A 20,687-nucleotide genomic window follows, 5' to 3' on the forward strand; every position below is an offset into this window, starting at 1 on the left:
CCTCCCGCCCCGTCCGGCGCAGGGCTCCCGCCCGTAAACCCGACGCGGCTGTGGGGAACGCCACCTCGCGCGCCCCCCGCTCGCCGACGGTGGCCCAGCTCAGGGCCTTCGTCGCGGTGGCCGAGCACCGGCACTTCCGGGAGGCCGCGGCGGCCACCGGTACGAGTCAGCCGGCCCTCTCCGGGGCGGTCGCGGCGCTGGAGGAGTCGCTGGGCGCGCAGCTCGTCGAGCGTACGACGCGCCGGGTGATGATCACTCCCCTGGGTGAGCGTGTGCTGGAACATTCACGCCGGGTGCTCGCCTCGCTGCAGGCCCTCACCGAGGAGGTGGAGGCCGGCCGCCGGCCCTTCACCGGGCCGCTGCACCTGGGCGTCATCCCGACCGTCGCCCCGTACCTGCTGCCGACCGTGCTGCGGCTGGTCCGCGGCCGCTACCCGGAGCTGGAGCTGCACGTCCACGAGGAACGGACGCCCTCGCTGCTGGAGGGGCTGGCGGCCGGACGGCTGGACGTCCTGCTGCTCGCGCTGCCGGCCGGCGGGTCCTCGCCGACCCGGGACATCCCGCTCTTCGACGAGGACTTCGTCCTGGTCACCCCGCCCGACCACGAGCTGGCCGGGCAGGTGGACGTGGCCCGCGACGTGCTGCTCGACCTGGACGTGCTGCTGCTGGAGGAGGGCCACTGCCTGCGCGACCAGGCCCTCGACATCTGCCGCGAGGTCGGCGCCGACCCCGGCGGCTCCACCACCAGGGCGGCCGGACTGTCCACCCTGGTGCAGCTGGTGGCCGGCGGTCTCGGGGTCACCCTGCTGCCCGCCACCGCGCTGGACGTCGAGGCGGGGCGGGCCGACCGGCTGGCCGCCGTGCGCTTCGCCGCGCCCGCGCCCGGGCGCCGGATCGGGCTCGCCGCCCGGCCGGGCTCGGCCCGCAGTGCGGAGTACGACCGCTTCGCGGCCTCGCTGCGCGAGGTGCTGGCCGAGCTGCCGGTCCGGATCGTCCAGCCCTGACGGAGCCGGTGACCGCCCCTGCGGCCGGTGGCCGCCCCTGTGGTCGCCGGCTCCGCTCAGGGCCGCGCGGCCGCGCCGAGGCAGAGGCCGACGGTGGTGGCGACGAGCAGGTCGAGCGTCCGGCGGGACTCCGCCTCGGGGTCCTCGCCGGCGGCCTTGAGGACGAGGTAGCGGTCGGTCAGGCCGTTGAAGCCGGCCAGGAAGTACACCGAGACCTCCCGGGCGGGCAGCGGCAGTGCCAGCCCGTGTGCCGCGGCGAGCCCGGTGAGCAGCGCGGCGGCGGTGTCCTCGATCTCGTGCTGGAGCGCCCGCATGGTCTCCTGGAGGTCCGGGTCGCGCAGCGCCATCGCCGAGAACTCGGTGATCAGCGCGCACTTGCCGTCCTCGCCGACGGCGCTGTTCCAGAGGGCGTGGACCATCGTCCGGACCTGCTCGCCGAACGGGCCCTCGGCGGGGGCCGAGGCCCGGACCTGGCCGATGAACTCGGCGGTCAGCTGCTCGACGACGGCCCGGTAGAGGTCCTTCTTGGTGCCGAAGGTGTAGTGCACCGTCGCCTGTGCCACGCCCAGCTCGGCCGCGATCGCGCGGGTGCTGCCCGCGGCGATCCCCTCGCGGGCCATCAGGTCGATCGCGGCCTGGATCAGTTGGGGGCGCCGTTCGGCGGCCGGGACATGAGCCATTGGGCCAGGGTATCGCCATGTTCGGACAACCGGATCGAATGATCTCGTCGCATGTTCGCGTCGCTCGACTTTGTCAGGTGACAAGGTTGCGCGTACGGTGGGCGGGACGATCGCGCACCGCACGTCCGCCTGCCCGAACGACCCGATCGAAGGTGCACGCATGGCCACGTACCTGTACCGCCTGGGCCGCCTCTGCTTCCGCCGGAGACGAACCGTCCTCGCCGTCTGGCTCGCCCTGCTGATCGCGATCGGCGGCGGCGCGGCGGCCTTCGGGGGCGGGACCACCGAGGAGTTCAAGGTCCCCGGGACCGAGGCCCAGGCCACCCTGGACCGGATCAAGGACACCTTCCCGGCCCAGGGCCACGGCTCCGCCCAGGTGGTCTTCCGCAGTGACGCGCCCGGCGGCATCGCCGCCCCCGGGGCCGCCCGGGCGGTCGGCGAGGCGGTCACCCGGATCGCCGCCGTCCCCGGTGTCGCGGGCATCCCCGACCCGTACGCCTCCGGCGCGCTCTCCCCGGACGGCACGGTCGCGCTCGGACTGGTCTCCTTCGACAGCAAGCTCGGCGACATCACCGACCAGCAGCGCGACGCGGTCAGGGCGGCGGCCGACCCGGCCCGCGCGGCGGGCGTCACGGTGGCCTTCGGCGGTGACGCCTACAACAAGATGGCCCAGGTCGACGGCGGCGAGGTGATCGGTCTGATCGTGGCCGGGCTGGTCCTGGTGGTCACCCTGGGCTCGCTGGTCGCGGCCGGACTCCCGCTGGTCACCGCGCTGGTCGGGGTCGGGATCGCGATGGCCGGGGTGTTCACCGTGGCCGGCTCGTTCGAGGTCATCTCGACCGCGCCCGTGCTGGCGCTGATGGTCGGCCTGGCGGTCGGCATCGACTACGCCCTGTTCATCCTCTCCCGGCACCGGCGTCACCTCGCCGAGGGCCTGGAGCCGGAGGAGGCCGCCGCCCGCGCCAACGCGACCGCCGGCAGCGCGGTGGTGTTCGCCGGCCTCACCGTCGTCGCCGCCCTGGCCGGGCTGGCCGTCGCCGGGGTGCCGTTCCTGACCGTCATGGGCCTGGCCGCCTCGGCGGCGGTGGTGGTCGCGGTCCTGGTGGCGGTCACCCTGCTGCCCGCCGTGCTCGGCTTCGTCGGCCGGGGCATCGACCGGCTGCCGGTACGGCGGCGCCGGACCACCGGGCGCACGACGATCGGCGAGCGCTGGGCGGGCTTCGTGGTGCGCCGTCCGCTCGCCGTGCTGCTGGTGGGCCTCACCGCCCTGGTCGCGCTCGCCGTGCCGGCCGCGAGCCTCACCCTCGGCCTGCCGGGCGGCGGGTCGCAGGCCAAGGGCACCGACGCCCGCACCGCGTACGACCTCGTCGACCACGGCTTCGGCCCCGGCTTCAACGCGCCGCTGGTCGTGGTGGTCGACGCCGCCGGGGCCGCGCAGCCGGAGCAGGCGGTCCAGGGCGTGGCCGGGCGGCTCGGCGCGCTGCCCGGCGTGCAAACGCTGCTCCCGCCGCAGCTGGACGGTCCGAGCCGCACCGCGCTCCTCCCGGTCATTCCGAAGACCGGCCCGGACCACGCCGACACCCGGCAGCTGGTCACCGACATCCGCGACCAGCGCGACGCGCTGGAGACGGAGACCGGCGCGCGGATCGACGTCACCGGCACCACGGCCGCCAACATCGACGTCTCCGCCAAGCTGAGCGACGCGCTGCCGCCGTTCGTCGCGGTGATCGTGGGCATCGCGCTGGTGCTGCTGGCGCTCGCCTTCCGCTCGATCCTGGTGCCGCTGAAGGCGGTGGCGGGCTTCCTGCTCTCCATCACGGCCTCGCTCGGCGCCGTCGTCGCGGTCTACCAGTGGGGCTGGCTGGACGGCCTGATCGACGTGCCGAAGGTCGGCCCGGTGGTCAGCTTCGTGCCGATCCTGCTGATCGGGGTGCTGTTCGGGCTCGCGATGGACTACGAGCTGTTCCTGGTCTCGGGGATGAAGGAGCACCACGCGCACGGGGCGGAGCCGCGCGAGGCGGTGGTGGCCGGGGTGAAGAACGGCGCCCGGGTGGTCACGGCGGCCGCGCTGATCATGGTCGCGGTGTTCGGCTCGTTCGTCTTCGGCCACGACCCGATCGTCCAGCCGATCGGCTTCGCGCTCGCGGTGGGCGTGCTGGTGGACGCCTTCGTGGTGCGGATGGCCCTGGTGCCGGCCGCGATGACGCTGTTCGGGCGGGCGGCCTGGTGGTTCCCGAAGAGCCTGGACAAGGTGGTGCCGCGGGTCGACATGGAGGGCGAGCGGCTCATGGCCCGGCTGGAGCCGGCGACCGGCGCGGACGCCGAGCGGGCCGGGGGGCAGGTGCCGGAGCGGGTCTGAGAGGCGGGGCCAGGGCCAGGGGCCGCACCGGCGTACCGTGCCGGGGCGGCCCCTCGTCCGCTACGGCAGCCGCTGCTCGAACCAGACCACCTTGCCGGTGCCCAGCCGGGTCGCGCCCCAGCGTTCGGCGCACCGGGCCACGATCTGCAGGCCCCGTCCGCGCTCGTCGTCCGGCCCGGCCCGGCGCGGCCGGGGCAGCAGCGGGCTGTCGTCCCCGACCTCGCAGCGCAGCCGGGTGGTGCGGACCAGGCTCAGCGTCACCGGGCGGGTGGCGTGCTGGACGGCGTTGGTGACCAGCTCGCTGACCATCAGCTCGGTGGCCTCGGACAGTTCCTCCAGCCCCCACCGGCGCAGGGTGTGCGCGGCCAGCCGGCGCGCCCGCCCCGGCGTCTCGTTGCGCGGCTGGAGGTACCAGTGGGCGACGTCCCCGGCCGGGATGCCGTCGAAGCAGGCGGCGAGCAGGGCGATGTCGTCGCCCCGGTCCCCGGGCGGCAGGATCCGCAGCGCCTCCTGGCAGAGGTGTTCGGGCGCGTGCCGCAGGGCGCCCGAGAGCCGGGCGCGGAGCAGTTCGAGACCGTCGCTGAGCGGTCGGCTGCGGGTCTCCACCAGGCCGTCGGTGAACAGCAGCAGGGCCGATCCCGGCGGTGCGGGCAGTTCGACGGAGGAGAAGTCCACTCCGCCGACGCCGATCGGCGCGCCCGCCTCCAGGTCGAGCAGCTCGGCGGTGCCGTCCGGTTGGACGAGCACCGGCGGTACGTGCCCGGCGTTGGCGAGCACCACCCGGTTGGCGATCGGGTCGTAGACGGCGTAGACGCAGGTTGCCAGATGTTGTTCGCGGCCGAGCCGCTGGGCCTGTTCGTCCAGGTGGTAGAGCACCTCGTGCGGCGGCAGGTCGAGGGCCGCCAGGGTCTGCGCGCTGGTGCGCAGCTGGCCCATGATGGCGGCCGAGGTGAGCGAGTGGCCCATCACGTCGCCGACGATCAGCGCGACCCGGTTGCCCGGCAGCGGCACCGCGTCGTACCAGTCGCCGCCGACCTGGGCGCCGCGTTCCCCGGGCAGGTAGCGCTGGGCGAGCCGGACGCCGTGCGGCTGCGGCAGGCGCAGCGGAAGCATGCTGCGCTGGAGCTCGTTGGCTATCTCCCACTCCCGGGCGTACCGCAGCGCGGTGTCCACGGCCAGTCCGGCCTGGGTGGCGAGGTGGGTGGCGGTCGCGGTGTCGGTGGCGTCGAAGCCGGGCCGGCCGCTCTTCTCCTCCGGGCGCCGGATCAGCACCAGCAGTCCGAGCACGGCCTTGCGGCCGCGCAGCGGCAGGGCGAGCACCGAGGTGCCCGGGCTGAGCCTGGCCAGTCCCCGGGCGCCGTACAGCTCGCGCAGCAGCTCGGTGGTGCGGGCATTGCCGCCGTCCTCGGCGGAGCCGAGCACCACCGGTTCGGCGGGGCGGCGGCTGAGCAGGGTGTGGGCGAGGGCGCCGCCGCGGGTGACCGGGGTGGCCGGGCCGGGGTCGGCGGTGGAACGCGCGCCGTACCGGCTTCCGTAGCGGTCGCCGTAGCGGTCGCGCTGGTCGTCGCCGGCCGGGCGGCCGCGCCGGCCCAGCCGGGTGCCCTGGCTGTGGTGGATCCGCAGCTGCTCGGGGAAGCCGGGCTCGCGTTCGACGTTGGGCAGCGGGTCGCGCAGGTGGACGACGGCGGCGTCGGCGAGCGCGGGGACGAGCACCCGGCCGACGTTGCGCAGGGTGGCGGCCAGGTCGAGCGCGCTGTTGATCCGCCGGGTCGCGGAGTCGAGGTAGGCGAGGCGCTCGGCGACCCGGTCCGGCGGCCGGGGCTGCGGCTCCGGCCGGAGCTCGGGCCCGGGTTGCGGCGCGGACCCGGCCGGGTCCGGGGGTGGGGACGGGGGCGACGGCGGACGGCGCGGGATCGGCAGGGCAGGCGGCTGTCCGGCCTCGGGATTGAGCTGGTCGCGCACGGGTGCCTGTCCTGGGATCGGTACGGTCTGGGGCCTGTATCTGGTCTGTGGTGTGCGGTCGTGCTCCGGTCCGTCGGTGCCGCCGGGGTCCGGCGCGTGCCGACCGGCCGTCAGCCGACCCGCCGACAGCGGAGGAAGAGCTGCTCCTCCGGCGGCAGCGTGGTGCTGGCCGGCGCGTAGGGACGTCCCTCCTGCTCCTCGATCACGAACCCGGCGTCCAGCAGGACCCGTTCGAGATCCTCCCGCAGGTACCCGCTGATCCGCAGCTCCCGCCCGAGGAAGGGCAGCGGCACGTGGTCCAGGTCCGCCTCGACCATACCCAGCGCCAGCAGTCCGTCGGGCCGCAGCAGGGCGCGCAGCCGGGCCAGCACGGTCGGGATCTCGTCCTGGGGGAGGAGGATCAGGGAGAAGAAGGCGGTGACGGCGTCGAAGGTGCCCCGCCCGGCGGGCCCGAGCTGCGGCAGGTTCCAGGCCGAGTCGGCGCGCTCGTCCGCGAGGTCGTACATGTCGATGCGGTGCAGGGCCGGCGGGTGCGGGCCGGGGTGGTGGGCCTCCCGGGCCAGCGTCAGCATCACGTCCGACAGGTCCACGGCGGTGACCCGCAGCCCGGCCGCGACCAGCTGGCGGACGGTCGGTTCGCCGCTGCCGCAGCCGACGTCCAGGACCGTGGCCCCCGGCTCCAGCCGGGCCAGCAGCCGGCGCCCGCAGGCCAGCTGGCCGTGTTTGGAGGGGAACGCCTCCGCGTAACCGGTGCCGATCGTGTCGAAGGCGACCGCCTGGAGGGCGCGCGCGGCCCGGCGGCGCAGGACGTCGGGACCGCCGCCCGCGTCCTCGTCGATGGGGAACGGATCCGATATCTGTCCGGTCGTCACGATTGAGAGGCACCTTTCGGCCGGGCCTCCGGTCGGCTGGACGAGGCGCGGGGCAGGACCGCCGTCTCCTCCCGGCGCCCGCGCTGCCCCGCCGGCCCGCTGCCGGTGGCGGTACGTCACGCTCCCCGCGTCACACTGACTGCATTGCCACGCTGACTGCACTCTGACACTTTGCACAGACTCTTTGCACAGGGACACTCTGCACTGCGGGGGCGCCGCCGCGCTGACTTTTGCCGGATGCTCCACCGGAGAAGTGCACTTGTGTGTGTACTGGAATCCGAGAATATGCGTGATCACTCCGCCATGGGGTCCGTTTTCGGCCAACTCGTGGCGGTTGGCCGACGGCATCCCCCTCCCCGGAAGCACGGGGCGCGGGCGGAGGTGGTGCGTCCGGGGCGCGCACGCCGTTCGGGAGGCCGATTCGACCCCGCCGACCTGCGGTTCTGTCGCTCCGAGGGCCGACAAGCCGGCGTTTATCGAACGTCAATCGGCGCGGTGCACAGTGGAGTCCAGCGCCGGGGAAGCGTTGAAGGTGTTCCCGCAGCCGGGGGGCTGCGGGAACACCGAACGCTCACGGGGGAGGGCCTCCAGGGGGGAAGCACGGGGGAACGGGGGCCTACGGCGCGGGGGGAGGGAAGGGCTCGGTGTGCTGCTGGGAGATGAGTTCCGCCACGGGGGAGGACTCGGGCACACCGAGCCGCGTGAAGACGGCGTGCGCCTCGCGCAGGCACGCCAGTCCACGGGCCGGCTGGGCGAGACCGAGCAACGCCTCGCCCAGTGCGGCGTTCGCCAGGCCCTGGCAGTAGGCGGAGTCCATCTCCAGTCCGATCGCGAGTGACTCCTCGGCCGTCTCCGCCGCTTCGGGCTGCTGACCGGCGGCCAGCAGCGAGGAGGCGAGCCGGGCGAGGGTGTAGCCCTCCCAGAGCGGGTTCTGCTGGGCCTGGTACAGCTTGTGCGCTTCCCGCAGATGGTCGACCGCCTCGCCGGAAGCGAGGACGACGCCGAGTTGGTAGAGCGTGTCGGCCAGGCACGGCCCGTTCTTGGACGCGCGCGCGGCCGCCACCGCCTCACTGGCGGAGCTGACGGCGACCTCGGTCATCCCCAGGCGTTGCTGGACGCGGGCGATGTTGCTGATGAGCCTGGCCTCGCCGATCGGCGCGCCGACCACCCGGCTGATCGCGAGCGCCTGCTCGAAGAACGGAAGGGCCTCGGCGGGGCGGTTCCCGATGCTGAGGATGATGCCGAGGGTGTTGGTGGCGGCGGAACGGAGGACCGTCATGTCGCCGCTCGTCTGGAACTCCAGGCTCCGGCGCAGGGAGCGTTCGGCGCCCTGGAAGTCATTGGTGACGGACTGCAGGGTGCCGATCGCGAAATGCACCCGCGCGAGTCCGGCGGTGTCGTCGGCCACCTGGGCGTTGCGGTCCGCCACTTCCAGGATCGAGCGGACCCGCGGGCCCTGGGTGGGGTCGGCGCCGAGGCTGTACAGCAGGATCAACAGGTCCACCGCGGGCCGTCGCAGCTCGCTCGGCCCGCCGACCGCGGTCTCCACCGAGCTGAGCAGGACGGCGTTCTCGGACCGGAGCCACTCCCGGGCGGCGTCGCTCGTCGGCAGGGGCAGCCCGGGACCGTCCGGCGGGCTCAACGGCTCGGGCAACTGGTCGTCGGGCTCGATCGCCCGGGCGGCGTTGTACATGGTGGGCAGCAGCAGGTTCAGCAGCCGCCGCACCGCGGCGTGCTGCTGCTCCGTGTCGCCCACCCGTTCGTTCTGGCGCTGGGCGTAGAGCCGCAGCAGGTCGTGGTACCGGTAGCGACCCGGAGTGAAGCACTCCAGCATGTTGGCCTCGACGAGCGCCTCGGCGACATCCTCGGCCGTCCGCTCGTCGGTGCCCAGCAGCGCGGCGGCCGCGGCCAGCGGGAAGTCGGGCGAGTCGATCAGTGCGAGCAGCCGAAAGGCCCGGGCCTCGGTGGGGGACAGCTGTCCGTACCCGAGCCCGATGGTGGTCTCCACGGCGAGGTTGCCGAGCTGGAGCTCGTCCAGGCGCCGCCGTTGATCGGCTAACCGACGGGCCAGGTCCGAGACGCTCCACCGGGGGCGGCTGGCGAGCCGGGCGGCGGCGATCCGGACCGCGAGCGGCAGGAAGCCGCAGGCGGTCACCACGGCCATGGCGGCTTCGGGCTCGGCGGCGACCCGCTGCTCGCCGACGATCGTGGAGAAGAGTGCCAGCGCCTCCTCCGGGGTCAGCTCCTCGACGTCCACCAGGTGCGCGCCGGGGATGCCGGCCAGCCGGGAGCGGCTGGTGGCGAGCACCGCGCAGCTGGAGACCCCGGGGATCAGCGGGCGGATCTGCTCGGCGTCCTGGGCGTTGTCGAGCAGGATCAGCATCCGTCGGCTGGCGAGCAGCGACCGGTAGAGAGCGGCGCGCTGCTCCAGCGAGTCGGGGTTCTCGGTGACGCCGAGCGCGTGCAGGAAGTCGCCGAGCACCACGGCGGGGTCGGACGGCGAGGCGCCCGCGCCACGCAGGTCGACGTAGAGCTGTCCGTCCGGGAACTCCGTGCGGACCCGGTGGGCGACGTGCACGGCCAGGGTCGTCTTGCCGACGCCGCCGATACCGGCCAGCGAAGTGACCACCACGGCCTGGCCGGTGGCGCTCATCAGGACGGCCGAGAGGTCGGCCACCATCTCCGCCCGGCCGCTGAAGTCGGAAACGTCGGCCGGGAGTTGGGCCGGGGCCGGCGGGGGCGCCGGGTTCTCCTCCCGGGCGGCGGGCATCGGCGCGGGGACGGCCGGGAGCACCAGCGCCGGGTCCGCGGCGAGGATCCGGGAGTGCATCGTGGAGAGGCCGGTGCCCGGTTCGACGCCCAGCTCGTCGATCAGCAGCTTCCGGGTGTCGGTGTAGACCCCGAGCGCCTCCGCCTGCCGGCCGCAGCGGTACAGCGCGAGCATCAGCAGTTCGCGCAGCCGCTCGCGCAGCGGGTGCTCGGCGGTGAGCGTGTTCAGCTCGCCGACCACCTCGGCGTGCAGGCCGATGTCGAGCGCGACCGCGCAGCGTTCCTCGGCCACCGACACCTGGCGCTCGGCGAGCCGCAGCCGCTGGGAGTCCGCGTACGGTCCGGGGACGCCGGTGAGCGGCCGGCCGCTGAACAGGGCCAGCGAACGCACCAGCAGGTGGTGGGCGTTGTCGAGGTCCCCGGCGCCGCGGGCGGTCGCGGCCTCGACCGCGAGCTGCTCGAAGACGGTCATGTCGAGGGACTCGCCGGGGATGTGCAGGGCGTAGCCGTCGGCGACCGAGACCAGGAACTCGGCGGGTCGGCGCACCTCGCGGCGGGGTTCGATGACCGTGCGCAGCCGGGAGACGTAGGTCCGCAGCGCGGCGACCGCCTGGGTGGGCGGCCGGTCGCCCCAGAGTCCGTCGACGAGGTCCTGGGTGGTGACGGGGCGGCCGGCGTGGAGCAGGAGCATGGTCAGGACGGCCTGCTGCTGCGGGGAGCCGAGGGCGAGCTGCCTGCCGTCGAGCCAGGCTTGGACCGGACCGAGTACCTGGAAGCGCAGCGCCGGAGCAGGCGGCGTCTCCCGAAACTCCATGTAGTCCCCCGATGGCCTGGTGTCGATTTCCCGGTAGGGCGCTCGGCGGTTCCGCCGTTGTGGTGGCTTCAGCTTAGGCGGGGGGCCGACTCTGCCGGACGGCACGGTCGGTCGCACGATGTTTATCGGACATTTAATCAACCCTACGATACTGACTCCGTGCCCGCGCCGAGCCGGTGGGGCACACGACATTTGATGACCGAAAGGCGGCCCGCCCATGGCCAACAACGAGAGCGAGACCCCCGTGTCGACCGAGCCGGCCGTCGAGGCCGTCGCCGGCCAGGCCGTCGAGGGCGCGATCGCGGCGACCTCGGACCCGGCCGAGTACGCCGAGCCCACCGCCGAGCACAAGGCCGACCTGCTGGACGACGAGTTCGGCGACGAAGGCCAGTACATCGTGGAGGCCCAGCAGGCCGACGGTGCCGAGCCCGGCCAGAAGCGCGAGCCGCAGGGCATCATCGCCGCGCACCCGTAAGCGCGTCGATCAGTAGTTCCGGGGGGAACATCCGTGAAGCACTTCCGTCGCCTCGCGGTCGTCGCCGTCTCGACGATCGTGGTGACCACCGGCTACCTCGTGACCGCCACCGGCGCCGCTGCCGGAATCATTGCCGGCCACCCGTAGTCCCACACGCCACCCGAGCGCCCCGCATCCCGCCACCGGCGGTGCGGGGCGTTCGCGTGTCGGGCCGCCGGCGGCCCTTCGCTTCGCGGGGCGGGATTCCCGGCGCCAATTCGGTACTGATATCGGCGGAAATCGCCCATGTGTATACGAGTCGATCTCCCCGTTGTCGCGTTCACGAGTTGTACGGCCGCGGCCGCCGGAGCCTTTGCCGAGAATGTCGGCAATTGCCTCCGGCACATGTCCGCACGATCCTCCCGCGGGCCGTCCGCCGCGGCGGCGAGCGGCCCGCGCGGGTGACCCGGTGGCCGGAATTCGCCGTCGTGGTTGCCCTGCCGGGCGAGGGGTCAGGCCGCCCGGGCGGGGCCGGCCGGTGCCGGGTCGGCGGGTCTGCCGGGTCCGGCCGGTGCGGTGGGTCGGGCGGGGCGGTCCGGGTCGGCGTCGGCGGCGCCGGGGCCCCCGTCCTCGGTGGGTCCGGTGGGTCCGGTGGGTCCGGCCGGGCCGACGTGTTCGGGGCGGGCGGTCCACTCGCAACCGCCCTCGGGCGGGCGGATGTAGTGCTCCCCGCCGATGGTGTCCATGTAGATGCCGGTCCGTCCGGTCCTGGTGTCGAGGACGGATTCCCCCACGCGCGGCCGGTAGGCCGCGGCGGCGCGCTTTCGGATGCTCACCGCGCTGCTCCTTGCTGCTCCGGTGCGGGCGCGGCGACGGTGGTGGCCGGCCCTGGTCGCTGTCGTGGCTTGGCTTTGTGGTTCGGCTCTGCTCGGCGACTACCCAGCATCTCTAGAGAAGCTAATATCTCTAGAGATGTCAACGGTCCAGCCGGTCCTATCGGCTTACCGGCGGCCGCGGGCGCGCCTACGATTTCCGAGAGGACGAGGGAGAAGGCGATGGTCGGCAGCAGCAGCGGCGAGAAGCAGCCCAAGTACCAACGGATCGCCGACACCCTGAAGGCGGCCATCGACGCCGGCGAGTACCGGGCGGGCGACCGGCTGCCCGGCGAGAACGACCTCATGGACGCCTACGGCGTGGCCAGGATGACCGCCCGCCAGGCACTCGGCGTGCTGCAGAGCGAGGGCATCGCCGAGGCCCGCCGCGGGGCCGGTGTCTTCGTCCGGGACTTCCGGCCGCTGCGCCGGCGCGGCATCCAGCGGCTCGCCCAGGGGCAGTGGGGCTCGGGCCGGTCCATATGGTCGGCCGACATCGACAACCGCACCCTGGTCGTCGACCAGGTGTCGGTCACCGAGCAGGGCGCGCCCGAGCACGTGGCCCGGGTGCTGGGCGTCGACCCGGGCGAGCCGATGTGCGTGCGGCACCGGCGTTTCGTGCTGGACGGCAAGCCGGTGCTGCTGTCGACCTCCTACCTGCCGGCCGGACTCGTGGCCGGCACGGCCATCACCCGGGAGGACACCGGCCCGGGCGGCACCTACGCGCGGCTGGCCGAGATCGGCGCCAAGCCGGTGCACTTCCGCGAGGAGGTCCGCTCCCGGATGCCGGCCGCCGAGGAGACCCTCCGGCTGGAACTCTCCGCCGGCACTCCGGTGATCCTCATCTGCCGGACCGCGTTCGCCGACGAGGGCCAGGTCGTCGAGCTGAACGAGATGATCCTGGACGCGGCTTCGTACGTCCTCGAATACGACTTCGACGCCTGACCGCACGCCTGACGCGCCGACGCCAGGACGTGCCACCGCCCCGGACGCGGGCGGCGGCCGGGGCGGTGGGTCGCGGGGAACCGCGGGGAACGAGGACGGGGGAACGACCGGCGAGCGGCCGACCGCCCCCGCGGGCGCTACTCCTTGGAGCGGACCCGCAGGCTGGTGATGAGCGGTCCCTCGGTGGTCTCGCGGAAGAAGTCGTTGCCCTTGTCGTCGACCACGATGAAGGCCGGGAAGTCCTCGACCTCGATCCGCCAGACCGCCTCCATGCCCAGCTCGGCGTACTCCAGCACCTCGACCTTCTTGATGCAGTCCTGGGCGAGGCGGGCGGCCGGGCCGCCGATGGAGCCGAGGTAGAAGCCGCCGTGCGCGGCGCAGGCGTCGGTGACCTGCTTGGAGCGGTTGCCCTTGGCGAGCATCACCATGGAACCGCCGGCGGCCTGGAACTGGTCGACGTAGGAGTCCATCCGGCCGGCCGTGGTGGGGCCGAAGGAGCCGGAGGCGAAGCCCTCGGGGGTCTTGGCCGGGCCCGCGTAGTAGACCGGGTGGTCCTGGAGGTACTTGGGCATGCCCTCGCCGGCGTCCAGCCGTTCCTTGATCTTGGCGTGCGCGATGTCGCGCGCGACGACCAGGGTGCCGGTGAGCGAGAGCCGGGTCTTCACCGGGTACTTGGAGAGCTCGGCGCGGATCGCGGACATCGGCTGGTCGAGGTCGATCCGCACCACGTCGTCGTCGAGGTGGTCGTCGGTGGTGTCCGGCAGGTACTTCGCCGGGTCGGTCTCCAACTGCTCCAGGAAGACGCCCTCGGCGGTGATCCTGCCCAGGGCCTGGCGGTCGGCGGAGCAGGAGACGGCCATCGCGACGGGCAGCGAGGCGCCGTGGCGGGGCAGGCGGACCACGCGCACGTCGTGGCAGAAGTACTTGCCGCCGAACTGGGCGCCGATGCCGATCTTCTGGGTCAGCTCGGTGACCTTGGCCTCCAGGTCCAGGTCCCGGAAGCCGTGGCCGGTCTTCGCGTCGCCGGAGGTCGGCAGCTGGTCCAGGTAGTGCGCGGACGCGTACTTGGCGGTCTTCAGGGCGAACTCGGCGCTGGTGCCGCCGATCACGATGGCCAGGTGGTACGGCGGGCAGGCGGCGGTGCCCAGCGAGCGGATCTTCTGCTCCAGGAACGCGAGCATGCTGGCCTCGTTCAGGACGGCCTTGGTCTCCTGGTACAGGTACGACTTGTTGGCCGAGCCGCCGCCCTTGGCCATGAAGAGGAACTTGTAGGCGTCGCCGTCGGTGGCGTACAGCTCGATCTGGGCCGGCAGGTTGTTGCCGGTGTTCTTCTCTTCCCACATGGTGACCGGGGCCATCTGGGAGTAGCGCAGGTTGAGCTTGGTGTACGCGTCGAAGACGCCGCGCGCGATCGCGGACTCGTCGCCGCCCTCGGTCAGCACGTTCTGGCCGCGCTTGCCCATGACGATCGCGGTGCCGGTGTCCTGGCACATCGGCAGGATGCCGCCGGCGGAGATGTTGACGTTCTTCAGCAGGTCCAGCGCGACGAAGCGGTCGTTGGGGCTGGCCTCGGGGTCGTCCAGGATGCGGCGCAGCTGGGCGAGGTGGGCCGGGCGCAGGTAGTGCGAGATGTCGTGCATCGCCTCGGCGGTGAGCAGCCGCAGGGCCTCGGGCTCGACCCGGAGGAAGGTCCGGCCGCCGGCCTCGAAGGTGGAGACACCCTCGGAGGTGAGCTTGCGGTAAGGGGTCGGGTCAGCGCCCAGGGGGAGAAGGTCGCTGTACTCGAAGTCCGGCGTGGGAGCCATGGGGGCGGTCCTTAGGTGTCCAGTGTTGCCAGTGTTCCGGCTGCGTCGGCGAAGCACCCTGGAGGGGCGAAAGCACCCTCAAGGGTAGGACGCGCGGGAATCGCGCACGCGGGAAGGTCAGCCTGCGTGACCGGGGTCACCCGCGGTGGGGACGGGGCTTGCCCGGTTGACTAGGCTGGCCCCGTGGAGAACTCGCCGTCGAAGGACCCGCAGGACCAGCAGTTGGACGATCAGGGCCGGGGGGCCGTACCGATGACCAAGCCGGGGGCGACGCCGCCCGTCCGACCCGCGCACGCCCCGGTGGCGGAGGCCGAACTGAGGGCTTCGGACGCCGACCGCGAACGGGTGGCGGAGCTGCTGCGCGACGCCTACGCCGAGGGGCGGTTGGACGTCGAGGAGCACGCCGAGCGGATCGAGGCGGCGTACGCGGCCAAGACCCTGGGCGACCTCGTGCCGCTGACCCGGGACCTTCCGGTGCACCGCGAAATCTCCTTCGAGAAGCCGCCGCTGGGCGACCCGTCGGCGGCCCCGCGTCCGGACGGCCCGGTGCGGCTGCCGGCCCGTAACGAGGCGCCGACCATGCTGGCGGTCTTCGGCGGCTCGTCCCGCAAGGGCCGGTGGCGGGTGGGGTCGAACCTGCGCGCGGTGGCGATCTTCGGCGGGGTCGAGATCGATCTGACGGACGCCGTGTTCGAGTCGCCCGAGGTGGTGATCGACGTGGTGGCGATCTTCGGCGGAGTGGAGATCAAGGTGCCGGAGAACGTCAGCCTGCACGGGGGCGGCGTCGGGATCTTCGGCGGCTTCGACGTCAAGGAGCAGACCGCGGCGGACCCCTACGCGCCGGTGGTGCGGGTCAAGGGCACCGCGGTGTTCGGCGGTTGCGAGGCCAAGCCGCGCCGGGGCAAGAAGCTCAAGGAGTGGGTGCGCAAGCAGCTCGGTACCGACTGAGCGGGCGTGCCGCGGTCGGCCGGGACGTCCCGGCCGACCGCGGGTCGACATCCGGAACAACGGACTCCGCCGCCCGGCGGTCGGTCCGGTGCCCGGTCGGGGGCAACTCCCGGCCGGGCACTCGTCGTTGTGTCGGGTGCACGCTGTAGTCGGTTGCGTGCAGTGTGCATGAATCCCGGCGGCGTGGGGTAGTTCCTCTGGCACATCGCTTCTTGTACGGCTGCGTACCGGAGGCGGCCTGAGGCCGGCCCGGGTGTGAACGGGGACCCCGCAGCCGGGCAGGGGAGCGAGCTTCCCCGTGTCCGAGAGCCTCGTCAGGAGTACGGCCGTGCTGCATCCGATCGAGTCCCGCACCACCCCGTCCGCCGCCCCTTCGCCGGCCGCCCCGTCGCCGGTCGGCCGGCCGTCGGCCGCCGCCTCGCCGGTGGCCGCGGCGCAGCTGCTGGAGCGGCCCCCGGCGCAGCCGGCGGGCGAGGACAGTCCGTGGCACACCGCCGCGGCCTGCCGGCGGGACGAGGTGGGCCTCTTCTTCGCACCGTCCAAGGAGCCGACCGCGGCCCGGCTGTCGCGCGAGGAGCAGGCGAAGCAGGTGTGCGCCCGCTGCCCGGTGCTGCTGGACTGCCGGGAGCACGCGCTGGCGCAGCCGGAGCCCTACGGGGTCTGGGGCGGGCTGACGGCGGCCGAGCGCCGGGTGGTGCTGGCGCGCCGCCGGCGGCGGGACGTCGAGCTGTGCGAGCCGGTCCGGGTGCCGGGGGCGAGGGGCCGGATCGCGGGCTGATCCCCGGCGCCGGGCCCGGGGCGTCGGCACGCGCCCGCCGCACACGCCCGCGGCCTCGGCGAAGGGGGATTTCGCCGAGGCCGCGGGTTTCGCCGTGACCGTTCCGTGGACCGGGCCGCCGGTGGGCGGCCCGGTCACGGGGTCGCTCAGTTGGCGCGGTCGAAGTCGATCGCGCTGTAGGCCCGGAGCTTGGACAGCCGGTGGGTCGCGTGGACCTCCCGGATGGTGCCGCTCTTGGAACGCATGACCAGCGAGCTGGTGGTGGCGGTCTCCTGGCGGTAGTGCACCCCGCGCAGCAGCTCGCCGTCGGTGATGCCGGTGGCGACGAAGAACACGTTCTCGCCGCTGACCAGGTCGTCGGTGCTGAGCACCCGGTCGAGGTCGTGCCCGGCGTCGATGGCCTTCTGCCGCTCGGCGTCGTCCTTGGGCCAGAGCCGGCCCTGGATCACGCCGCCCATGCACTTCATCGCGCAGGCGGCGATGATGCCCTCGGGGGTGCCGCCGATGCCCATGAGCAGGTCGACGCCGGTGCCCTCGCGGGCGGCCATGATGGCGCCGGCGACGTCGCCGTCGGAGATGTACTTGATCCGGGCGCCGGCGTCGCGGATGTCCCGGATCAGACCCTCGTGGCGGGGGCGGTCCAGGACGACGACGGTGACGTCCTCGACGGCGATGCCCTTGGCCTTGGCGACCCGGCGGATGTTGACGGCCGGCGGGGCGGTGATGTCGACGAAGTCGGCAGCCTCCGGCCCGGTGACCAGCTTGTCCATGTAGAACACGGCGCTCGGGTCGAACATGGTGCCGCGGTCGGCGACGGCGAGGACGGCGACCGCGTTGTTCATGCCCTTGGCCGTGAGGGTGGTGCCGTCGACGGGGTCCACCGCGACATCGCACTCGGCGCCGGTGCCGTCGCCGACCCGCTCGCCGTTGTAGAGCATCGGGGCTTCGTCCTTCTCCCCTTCGCCGATGACGACGACGCCGTTCATCGAGACGGTGGAGACGAGGGTGCGCATGGCGCGGACCGCGGCGCCGTCGGCGCCGTTCTTGTCGCCACGGCCGACCCAGCGGCCGGCCGCGAGCGCGGCGGCCTCGGTGACCCGGACGAGTTCGAGCGCGAGGTTCCGGTCCGGAGCCTCGGGCGCGACCTCGAGGGAGCTGGGGAGGTGGTGCGGGTACTGCGTGGTCATCGTCGTTACCTCTCTGTACGCGACGGCCAGTGAGCGCCCGACTACTGCCTGGTCGAACGCCGTGGTGAGGGTGTTGCGATCGTATCTGCCCACGACATGACTGTCTGTGGCGCGGGTCCCTCCACGGCCCGGAGGGGGCGGCTTCGGCCCCTCGGCGCGCCGACGCGGCCACCCCGGGTGCGGGCGGCCGCGTCGGCATGAGTCACCATGTGGGGGTGGCTGGAGAGAGCAAGGGCATGAGGGGCCGGCAGAGCGTACGGGACATGGTCCTGTCGATGCTGGCCGTCGGCGTCGTGGTCTGGGTCGGGTACCTGTTCCTGCCGCACGACGCGGACGGCGACGGGGTGCGCCCGGTCGACTACCGGGTGGCCGCGGCCACCGCGAAGCGCGCCGCGCCGTACCCGCTGCTGGTCCCGGACGGCCTGTCGCCGAAGTGGCGGGCCACCTCGGTGACGTACAACGCGGCGGCGATGAACAACGGCAAGGGCAATGCCTGGCACCTGGGCTTCGTCACTCCGTCGGGCCAGTACGCGGCCGTGGAGCAGAGCGACATCGCGCGTGACGACGTGCTCAAGGCCACCGTGGCCGACGGCAAGCCGGACGGCACCGAGGACGTCGCCGGGCAGGCGTGGGAGCGGGTGCAGGGGCCGAAGGCGCGGGCGATCACCACGCAGACCGGCAGCGCCACCACCGTGCTGACCGGCACCGCCTCCTACGAGGAGCTGGCGGAGCTGGCGCGGTCGTTGAAGTAGTCCGGTTCCCGCCCCCGGAGCGGAGATCTCCGTTCCGGGGGCGGCCGGTCGACCGGGACGCGGAAGGGCCCCGCACGCGGTGCGTGCGGGGCCCTCGCGCTGTCCCCGCCGGACCGGGGGTTCCCGGTCCGGCGGGGCCGGTCGCGCCTTCGGCCGGTGGTGAATCGGCCGAGGGCGCGGACGGTGGTGGCTCAGACGGTGGTGACGACCTCGTCGTAGGCCAGCCGCGGCGAGCGCGGGTACCAGGCGTTCTCGCCCGGCTTGCCGATGTTCACCACGGCCAGCACCGAGTGCTCGCCGTCGGTGAAGAACTCCTTGTTGATGCCCTCGGCGTCGTAGCCGGTCATCGGGCCGGCGGCCAGGCCGGCGGCGCGCACGCCGATGATGAAGTAGCCGGCCTGCAGGGCGCCGTTCATCGCGGCCGAGGCTTCGCGGACCGGGCGCTCGGAGAAGTAGCCCTTGGCGGCCGGGAAGTGCGGGAAGACGGTCGGCAGCTCCTCGTGGAACTCGTTGTCCACGGCGAGGATCGCGGTCAGCGGGGCGGCGGCGGTCTTCGCCTTGTTGCCCTCGCCGAGGTGCTGGACCAGGCGCTCGCGGCCCTCGGCCGAGCGGACCAGGACGACGCGCAGCGGCTGCTGGTTCATCGCCGTCGGGCCGAACTTGACCAGCTCGTAGATCGCCTGGATCTGCTCGTCGGAAACCGGCTCGTCGGTGAAGGAGTTGGCCGTCCGGGCCTCGCGGAACAGCAGGTCCTGGGCGGCGGCGTCGAGAACCAGAGTGTCGGTGGTCATGTCTGTGCACCTCGGGGGAGGAAGAAGCTGGGGGGTCGTCTGTGGAGCGGTGACCGGCCGCAGCCGGTCAGACGTTCCCAACATGGGTGAACATTCAACTGTTCCCCGGAGTGCGTGTGAGCTGGGTCACCCCCGCGGCGGAGCGTCCTCCTCGGCGGCCAGCGCGGCGTCCAGCCGGGCCCGCGCGCCGTCCAGCCAGCGCTGGCAGACCTTCGCCAGCTGCTCGCCGCGCTCCCACAGCGCCAGCGACTCCTCCAGTGAGGTGCCGCCGTTCTCCAGCTGTCGGACCACCTCCAGCAGCGCGTCCCGCGCGTGCTCGTACCCCAGCGCGTCGTCCGCGGTCGGCGTCTCCACGGCCGCTGCCGCCGTGCTCTGCTCCTCGTCTGCCATGGGAGCCAGCGTAGGGGGCCGGACCGTCACCGCGCCCCGCCCGCCGCTACCGGCCCGCCGCGCCGCCGTCCGGCCCGCCGTCCGCCGCCGTGCCGTCCGCGGTGACGTCGAAGCCGCCGCCCGCCACCCGGGCGTGCAGTCCCTCGCCGGCCGCGACCTGCGCCGGATCGGTCACCACCGTGCCGTCCCGCCGCTGCAGCACCGCGTACCCGCGCTCCAGGGTGGCCGCCGGGGACAGCGCCACTACCCGGGCCAGGGTGTGCCCGAGATCGCTCTGCGCGTGCTCCAGCCGGTGGCCCAGGGTGCGCCGGGACCGCTCCAGCAGCCCGGCCACCTCCTGACCCCGCCCGTCCAGCATCCGCTGCGGCGCCGCCAGCACCGGCCGGCTGCGCACCCCGTCCAGCCCGTGCCGCTCCCGCTCCACCCGGGCCAGCACGTGCCGCCGCGCCCGGTCCCGCAGCTGACGGACCTTGACCAGCTCCTCGCCGACGTCCGGAACCACCCGTTTGGCGGCGTCGGTGGGCGTGGAGGCGCGCAGGTCGGCGACGAAGTCCAGCAGCGGCTGGTCCGGCTCGTGCCCGATCGCGCTCACCACCGGCGTCCGCGCGGCCGCGACCAAGCGGATCAGGCCCTCGTCCGAGAACGGCAGCAGGTCCTCGACGCTGCCGCCGCCCCGGGCCACCACGATCACGTCCACCTCGGGGTGCTCGTCCAGCTCCCGGACGGCCTCGCTCACCCGCTCCACCGCGCTGACACCCTGCACCGGGACGTTGCGGATCTCGAAGCGGACGGCGGGCCAGCGCCGCCGGGCGTTCTCCAGCACGTCCCGCTCCGCCGCCGAGCCGCGCCCGGTCACCAGCCCGACGCACTGCGGCAGGAACGGCAGCGGCTTCTTGCGCTCCGCCGCGAACAGCCCCTCGCCGGCCAGCCGCCGCTTCAGCTGCTCCAGCCGGGCCAGCAGCTCGCCCAGACCGACCAGCCGGATCTCCGACGCCCGCAGCGAGAGCTGGCCGCGCGCCGCGTACCACTCCGGCCTGGCGTGCAGGATCACCCGCGAGCCCTCCTGCACCGAGTCCGCGACCTGGTCGAAGACGGAGCGGAAGCACGTCACCGTCAGCGAGACGTCCGCCTGCGGGTCGCGCAGCGTCAGGAACACCACACCCGCCCCCGGCCGCCGGCTCAGCTGGGTGATCTGTCCCTCCACCCAGATCGCGCCGAGCCGGTCGATCCAGCCGCCGATCAGGGCGGAGACCTTGCCGACCGGGAGCGGCGCTTCGGGGGAGCTGGGGTTGGCCATGGGTACGA

At 73.6% G+C, this 20,687-nt stretch carries 17 protein-coding genes; 7 read left to right on the top strand and 10 right to left on the bottom strand.

Annotation, left to right across the window (positions count from 1 at the left end; genetic code table 11):
* Positions 1 to 50: 50 nt before the first annotated feature.
* Complete coding sequence (locus ACIQ9P_RS20855) at positions 51 to 1,004, top strand: LysR substrate-binding domain-containing protein (RefSeq protein ID WP_402357845.1); 954 nt, start codon at positions 51 to 53, stop codon at positions 1,002 to 1,004.
* A gap of 56 nt (positions 1,005 to 1,060) precedes the next feature.
* Here the strand turns inward: ACIQ9P_RS20855 and ACIQ9P_RS20860 are convergent, their stop codons facing one another.
* Complete coding sequence (locus ACIQ9P_RS20860) at positions 1,061 to 1,684, bottom strand: TetR/AcrR family transcriptional regulator (protein ID WP_402357848.1); 624 nt, start codon at positions 1,682 to 1,684, stop codon at positions 1,061 to 1,063.
* Between the two features lie 160 nt (positions 1,685 to 1,844).
* Between ACIQ9P_RS20860 and ACIQ9P_RS20865 the strand changes: the two genes are divergently transcribed.
* On the top strand, positions 1,845 to 4,043 hold the full coding sequence (locus ACIQ9P_RS20865; protein WP_402357851.1) for an MMPL family transporter: 2,199 nt from the start codon (positions 1,845 to 1,847) through the stop codon (positions 4,041 to 4,043).
* A 60-nt stretch (positions 4,044 to 4,103) separates the two neighbouring features.
* On the opposite strand, the gene ACIQ9P_RS20870 is transcribed toward ACIQ9P_RS20865, so the two are convergent.
* The 3 genes from ACIQ9P_RS20870 to ACIQ9P_RS20880 form a co-directional block, all read right to left on the bottom strand.
* Positions 4,104 to 6,005, bottom strand: a complete 1,902-nt coding sequence (locus tag ACIQ9P_RS20870) for a SpoIIE family protein phosphatase (protein ID WP_402357854.1) — start codon at positions 6,003 to 6,005, stop codon at positions 4,104 to 4,106.
* Positions 6,006 to 6,115: 110 nt separating this feature from the next.
* Positions 6,116 to 6,844: a class I SAM-dependent methyltransferase gene (locus ACIQ9P_RS20875; RefSeq protein WP_402358028.1), complete on the bottom strand. Its 729-nt coding sequence runs from the start codon at positions 6,842 to 6,844 to the stop codon at positions 6,116 to 6,118.
* A 649-nt stretch (positions 6,845 to 7,493) separates the two neighbouring features.
* Positions 7,494 to 10,460 (bottom strand): AfsR/SARP family transcriptional regulator, encoded by a 2,967-nt coding sequence (locus ACIQ9P_RS20880; RefSeq protein ID WP_402357857.1) that lies wholly within the window; start codon positions 10,458 to 10,460, stop codon positions 7,494 to 7,496.
* A gap of 217 nt (positions 10,461 to 10,677) precedes the next feature.
* Between ACIQ9P_RS20880 and ACIQ9P_RS20885 the strand changes: the two genes are divergently transcribed.
* The gene (locus ACIQ9P_RS20885) at positions 10,678 to 10,935 is read left to right on the top strand and encodes a hypothetical protein (protein ID WP_402357860.1); all 258 of its coding nucleotides are present in this window, start codon (positions 10,678 to 10,680) and stop codon (positions 10,933 to 10,935) included.
* A 491-nt stretch (positions 10,936 to 11,426) separates the two neighbouring features.
* On the opposite strand, the gene ACIQ9P_RS20890 is transcribed toward ACIQ9P_RS20885, so the two are convergent.
* A complete protein-coding gene (locus ACIQ9P_RS20890) occupies positions 11,427 to 11,750 on the bottom strand; it encodes a hypothetical protein (RefSeq protein ID WP_402357863.1) in 324 nt (107 codons plus the stop codon).
* Between the two features lie 219 nt (positions 11,751 to 11,969).
* Here ACIQ9P_RS20890 and ACIQ9P_RS20895 point away from each other — a divergent pair, with 219 nt between their 5' ends.
* Complete coding sequence (locus ACIQ9P_RS20895) at positions 11,970 to 12,731, top strand: GntR family transcriptional regulator (RefSeq protein ID WP_402357866.1); 762 nt, start codon at positions 11,970 to 11,972, stop codon at positions 12,729 to 12,731.
* A 137-nt stretch (positions 12,732 to 12,868) separates the two neighbouring features.
* On the opposite strand, the gene ACIQ9P_RS20900 is transcribed toward ACIQ9P_RS20895, so the two are convergent.
* Complete coding sequence (locus ACIQ9P_RS20900) at positions 12,869 to 14,536, bottom strand: fumarate hydratase (protein ID WP_402357869.1); 1,668 nt, start codon at positions 14,534 to 14,536, stop codon at positions 12,869 to 12,871.
* Between the two features lie 183 nt (positions 14,537 to 14,719).
* On the opposite strand from ACIQ9P_RS20900, the gene ACIQ9P_RS20905 reads away from it, so the two are divergent.
* Together ACIQ9P_RS20905 and ACIQ9P_RS20910 are read left to right on the top strand one after the other, a co-directional pair.
* Positions 14,720 to 15,484 (top strand): DUF1707 domain-containing protein, encoded by a 765-nt coding sequence (locus ACIQ9P_RS20905; RefSeq protein ID WP_402357872.1) that lies wholly within the window; start codon positions 14,720 to 14,722, stop codon positions 15,482 to 15,484.
* A 424-nt stretch (positions 15,485 to 15,908) separates the two neighbouring features.
* Positions 15,909 to 16,262 carry a WhiB family transcriptional regulator gene (locus ACIQ9P_RS20910; RefSeq protein ID WP_402358031.1) on the top strand — a complete coding sequence of 118 codons (354 nt, stop codon included), beginning with the start codon at positions 15,909 to 15,911 and terminating at the stop codon, positions 16,260 to 16,262.
* A 146-nt stretch (positions 16,263 to 16,408) separates the two neighbouring features.
* On the opposite strand, the gene glpX is transcribed toward ACIQ9P_RS20910, so the two are convergent.
* Positions 16,409 to 17,449: a class II fructose-bisphosphatase gene (glpX, locus tag ACIQ9P_RS20915; protein WP_402357875.1), complete on the bottom strand. Its 1,041-nt coding sequence runs from the start codon at positions 17,447 to 17,449 to the stop codon at positions 16,409 to 16,411.
* A 215-nt stretch (positions 17,450 to 17,664) separates the two neighbouring features.
* On the opposite strand from glpX, the gene ACIQ9P_RS20920 reads away from it, so the two are divergent.
* Positions 17,665 to 18,201, top strand: a complete 537-nt coding sequence (locus ACIQ9P_RS20920; RefSeq protein ID WP_402357878.1) for a DUF4245 domain-containing protein — start codon at positions 17,665 to 17,667, stop codon at positions 18,199 to 18,201.
* 191 nt (positions 18,202 to 18,392) lie between these two features.
* Here ACIQ9P_RS20920 and ACIQ9P_RS20925 read toward each other — a convergent pair whose 3' ends face one another.
* The 3 genes from ACIQ9P_RS20925 to xseA form a co-directional block, all read right to left on the bottom strand.
* A complete protein-coding gene (locus ACIQ9P_RS20925) occupies positions 18,393 to 18,992 on the bottom strand; it encodes a malonic semialdehyde reductase (protein ID WP_402357881.1) in 600 nt (199 codons plus the stop codon).
* 126 nt (positions 18,993 to 19,118) lie between these two features.
* Positions 19,119 to 19,382 carry an exodeoxyribonuclease VII small subunit gene (locus tag ACIQ9P_RS20930; RefSeq protein WP_402357884.1) on the bottom strand — a complete coding sequence of 88 codons (264 nt, stop codon included), beginning with the start codon at positions 19,380 to 19,382 and terminating at the stop codon, positions 19,119 to 19,121.
* Positions 19,383 to 19,428: 46 nt separating this feature from the next.
* On the bottom strand, positions 19,429 to 20,679 hold the full coding sequence (gene xseA, locus ACIQ9P_RS20935; RefSeq protein ID WP_402357887.1) for an exodeoxyribonuclease VII large subunit: 1,251 nt from the start codon (positions 20,677 to 20,679) through the stop codon (positions 19,429 to 19,431).
* Positions 20,680 to 20,687: the final 8 nt, after the last annotated feature.

The sequence above is a fragment of the Kitasatospora sp. NPDC094019 genome, from assembly GCF_044764505.1.
Lineage (GTDB): Bacteria > Actinomycetota > Actinomycetes > Streptomycetales > Streptomycetaceae > Kitasatospora.